The 3,653-nt window shown below is 67.2% G+C and carries 5 protein-coding genes; 2 read left to right on the top strand and 3 right to left on the bottom strand.

Annotation, left to right across the window (positions count from 1 at the left end; genetic code table 11):
* From IE312_RS27125 to IE312_RS27115, 3 genes are all read right to left on the bottom strand, one after another.
* A partial coding sequence (locus IE312_RS27125; protein WP_229900485.1) for a class I SAM-dependent methyltransferase occupies positions 1 to 497 on the bottom strand: 497 nt, incomplete at its 3' end.
* Positions 498 to 569: 72 nt separating this feature from the next.
* Positions 570 to 1,070: a hypothetical protein gene (locus IE312_RS27120; RefSeq protein WP_189984937.1), complete on the bottom strand. Its 501-nt coding sequence runs from the start codon at positions 1,068 to 1,070 to the stop codon at positions 570 to 572.
* Positions 1,071 to 1,676: 606 nt separating this feature from the next.
* On the bottom strand, positions 1,677 to 1,880 hold the full coding sequence (locus tag IE312_RS27115; protein ID WP_189984936.1) for a hypothetical protein: 204 nt from the start codon (positions 1,878 to 1,880) through the stop codon (positions 1,677 to 1,679).
* A 171-nt stretch (positions 1,881 to 2,051) separates the two neighbouring features.
* On the opposite strand from IE312_RS27115, the gene IE312_RS27110 reads away from it, so the two are divergent.
* Both IE312_RS27110 and IE312_RS27105 read left to right on the top strand, forming a co-directional pair.
* Positions 2,052 to 2,810 carry a DUF6879 family protein gene (locus IE312_RS27110; protein WP_189984935.1) on the top strand — a complete coding sequence of 253 codons (759 nt, stop codon included), beginning with the start codon at positions 2,052 to 2,054 and terminating at the stop codon, positions 2,808 to 2,810.
* Between the two features lie 16 nt (positions 2,811 to 2,826).
* Positions 2,827 to 3,653: helix-turn-helix domain-containing protein (locus IE312_RS27105; RefSeq protein WP_189984969.1), on the top strand; the 827-nt coding region annotated here is incomplete at its 3' end.

Here is a 3,653-nt window from a genome sequence, read left to right as displayed (position 1 = left end):
AAGCCTCCCTTGTACATGCCTTGGGGCCCGTAAGCGCCGGGGATGGCGGGAGGCTGTGAGAAGACGAAGACGCCGCCGGAGTTGAGCCGCTGACGGACGAGGGGGAAGAGGCGGCTCGGGTCGGTGAACCAGGCGGCTCCGAAGATCGAGTAGACGGCGTCGTACGCTTCCTCGTGCTCGCCCAGGTACGCCAGGACCTCGGAGCGCACGAACTCCGCACCAGTGCTGGCCCACTTCGTTGTGATCTTCTTGACCATGACGGGAGACAAGTCCACGCCGCGAGCCGTGATGCCGCGCTGGGCGAGATAGGCGAGGGCACGGCCGGTGCCGCAGCCGATCTCCAGGACGGAGCTCGGGTCGCCGAGTAGTTCTGGGCCGGGTCCGTGACCGGCGTACTGGGTCCAGCAGAAGCTCGGCTCCGCGTCGTCCTTGAAGGCCGAAGCGGCGAAGGTGTCCCACAGCTCCGTCTCGGCGGCGATGTCATGTTGTGCGGGCAAGGCGATTCCTCTTCGAAAGGGCTGGCCCCTGTCCTCCGGGGGGACCGAGGACAGGGGCCAGGTTAGGGCCGTTCAGTGGCTGTCGGGGACCTTGTTGTCGCACGGTGAGCATTCCGTGCCGTCGATCGCCCACAGCTCGTCGTCGACGTCGAAGCCGATGGACTTCAGGAAGTCCGCCGTGCGCAGGCACAGGCCGTCGCGGCGGCGCTCGACGAACGGGGCGTGGTGCTTGTAGCGGCCCTCGTTGTAGACGTCGCAGAGGGCCCACCACACCGGGGTGTCGAGGATGAGCTGGTGAACGCCGATGTCGACGAGCTTGCCGACGCCCAGGTGGACCTCAGGGTGCTCCATGCAGCCGACGGTGTACATGACGGCGTTGCCGAGGATGCGCTCGGCCATGTCACGGACCATCGTGTGGTCGCGCAGCAGCAGAGCGACCTCGCGGTCCCAGAGGGTCATGCCGCTGTCCAGGATGTTGACGGTCAGGTGCCTGATGTGCGGCTCAACGCCGTTGAGCAGCTCCTTCGGATCCCTGGTGCGAGTGCTGGAAGGGCTGTCGAGCGTGACGGTCATGGACGTTCCCTTTCTGGGAGGTGTCGAGCCGTGCTGGTAACCCGCCTCAGGCTCAACCTGTGCAGGGTGGGGTAGCTGGGGCGGGGGCTGGGGACCCACCCCGCCGAAGGTCTGTGGTCCTTCGACGGGGTGGGAATGAGGGAGGGCTGACGTCGAGGCGCCGTGTCAGCGAGAACATGGAGGAGCCGCCCCGGTCGTACCTGCGGGCGCGGGCCGCTTGCAGTTATAGGTGTGGTGGGGGCAGCCGCAGCGGCGGACGAGCCAGATCCCGTGGGCGTGGGGCAGCGGAATGTTCTCGGTCTGGCGGCACTCGCGGTGAAGGTCCGTGTAGTCGGGCTGGGCGGCGAGCGCGCACTCGGCCGACAGAGGCAAGGTCTCGGTGGCGGGCACGGTCATCCGAGGCGCTCCGCCCGGCTCATCTCGGTCGCACGGGCGCGCAGCACTTCGGTGTCCGTGGCCTGCCGGATGGCGTCGGGGTCCGCGTCCCACTCTCGTCCGCCGCCGGGGGGTCGGAGCTGGACGTGGGGCCAGCGTGCCCCATCACGTAGCCGATCTTGTCCGTCTTCGTGTCGACGGCCAGGTAGCCGTCCTCTTCCCGCGTTGCCATTACTCACGGCCCCCTCGCCGAATTGCTTCTGCCAGGCGTTCGGCTACGTCGGCGCGGACACGCCCCAGCTCGACGAGTTTCAGATCGGGGTTCGCGAAGTCGACGCCGAGGGAGGGGAAGACGATCCCGACCTCAGTGAGCGCCGCCCTCAGAGACTCCACCGCCGCGTGCGGGTCGACGTCCCGCAGTTCCGTCGTAGGCATGAACAGGACGCTAGGGAGACGGAGTTGATGGCCGCCATGGGAGTTGCGTGAAGTTGCTTGACCACCCGGCGAGGTTGCGCGAGGTTGCTGATGTGGGGCGACGGGACCCCCCCAGAAGACGCCGACCTCCGGGAGGCTTGGGAGATCAGTCCCCAGCGGAAGGACGTGACCATGGCCCGACGACTGCGTTTCAACGGCACGGGCAGCGGCGTCAACGGGTGCCCGTCCATTCATGAAGACCTCGACACGGGCGAGGTCATCGTGCACGGCCCAGCCCTCACCGACCCTGACGACGTTGCCCAGCTTCGGCACCTGAACGAGGGGGAGGTGCCGATCGTGGTGCCACGGGAACTGCTCATCGACTTCGCCCCCAGGGAGGTCACACGCGTGAGGAACAGCATCGGGCTGGATGAGTTCGACCGGCTCTTCACGCAGTTCGAGCACACCGCGTGGCGCCTGGAAACCCGCCGCCGGTACGCGTCCGACGAGCTCACGGATACGTACGCGCAGTTCACCCGCGGCGAGCCCGTCAACTGGGAAGGCGTCGACGCCGAGTGGTGTGCCGAGCGCCGCGAGCAGACCGGGCTCGGCAAACGGTTCGAGCGTGTCCGCATCGTCGACGACCCGCCGACGGCTGGCCAGCTCTATCTGCTCGACAACGCGCGCCGCAACAGCGCCGTCGGCGAGAAGATCCACAACCTTTGGCGAGAGAATGCCGACCGGCTCAGCCTGCCCGCCCAAGACTTCTGGATCTTCGACTCCCGGCTGGTCGCGCTCCTCAACTTCGATGACGCCGACAACCTGGTCAACGTCGAACTGATCACGGAGCCTGCGGCAGTCCTGCGGTACGCCATGGCGCGTGACGCGGCGATGCATCACGCCGTCCCGTACGAGCAGTTCGCGGCGCAGCTGACCGCGAAGGAGAACTGAGAGCAGGTGCGCACCGGTGAGCACGGACTATCAGCAGGCACGAGAAGCGCTCGGGGTACGACTACGCGAACTCCGGCTCTCCGCCCCTGGACGCCGGCTCACCGGTACGGAACTCGCCGAGCAGTACGGGTGGAACAAGTCCAAGGTCAGCAGGCTGGAGAACGGCAGGCAGACTCCAACACCCGATGACCTGCGCAAGTGGGCGGAGGCAACCGGCCAGCCCGAGGCGTACGACGAGCTGCTAGCCCGCCTCCGTGGCTTCGAGTCCCACATCCGGTCATGGCGGCGACAGCTGGCCGCCGGGCACAAGCCAGTCCAGGACACCCACCTGAGCGCTCACGCCGACGCCTCCCTATTCCGTGGCTGGGAGTCCTCCATGATTTTCGGGATTCTCCAGACTCCGGACTACGCCCGGTCGATCTTCACGAGGTACGCGGAGCTGCAGCGATCGCCGCGCGACACCGAGGAAGCAGTCCGGTCCCGCATGAAACGGCAAGAGGCGCTGTACGACTCCTCGAAGCGTTTCCACCTCATCCTGTGGGAGGCCGCCCTTCACGCCCTGCTCTGTCCGCCCTCGGTGCTCGCGGCCCAGCTCGACCGACTCGCAGGAGCCATCGGCCTGGACACGGTAGAGCTGGGGATCATCCCGCTGTCCGCCTCGCTCAAGATCCCCCCGGCGACCGCCTTCTGGATCTACGACGACCGTCAGGTGATCGTTGAGAACTGGCACGCGGAGTTGTGGATCGACGACGAGGCGAGTGTCGACACGTATCTGCGGACCTGGAGGACGCTCCGGGAGGCCGCCGTGTACGGCGTTGACGCGCAGAACCACATCAGTGCGGC

The sequence above is a fragment of the Streptomyces capoamus genome, from assembly GCF_014654935.1.
GTDB classification, from domain to species: Bacteria; Actinomycetota; Actinomycetes; order Streptomycetales; family Streptomycetaceae; genus Streptomyces; species Streptomyces capoamus.
This window is presented reverse-complemented; position numbering and strand designations above follow the sequence as displayed.

What these genes read in the sequence shown, in the direction of transcription:
- IE312_RS27110 (WP_189984935.1), top strand. Translation starts at nt 2,052, where the DNA reads ATGGCCCGACGACTGCGTTTCAACGGCACGGGCAGCGGCGTCAACGGG.
- IE312_RS27115 (WP_189984936.1), bottom strand. Translation starts at nt 1,880, where the DNA reads ATGCCTACGACGGAACTGCGGGACGTCGACCCGCACGCGGCGGTGGAG.
- IE312_RS27120 (WP_189984937.1), bottom strand. Translation starts at nt 1,070, where the DNA reads ATGACCGTCACGCTCGACAGCCCTTCCAGCACTCGCACCAGGGATCCG.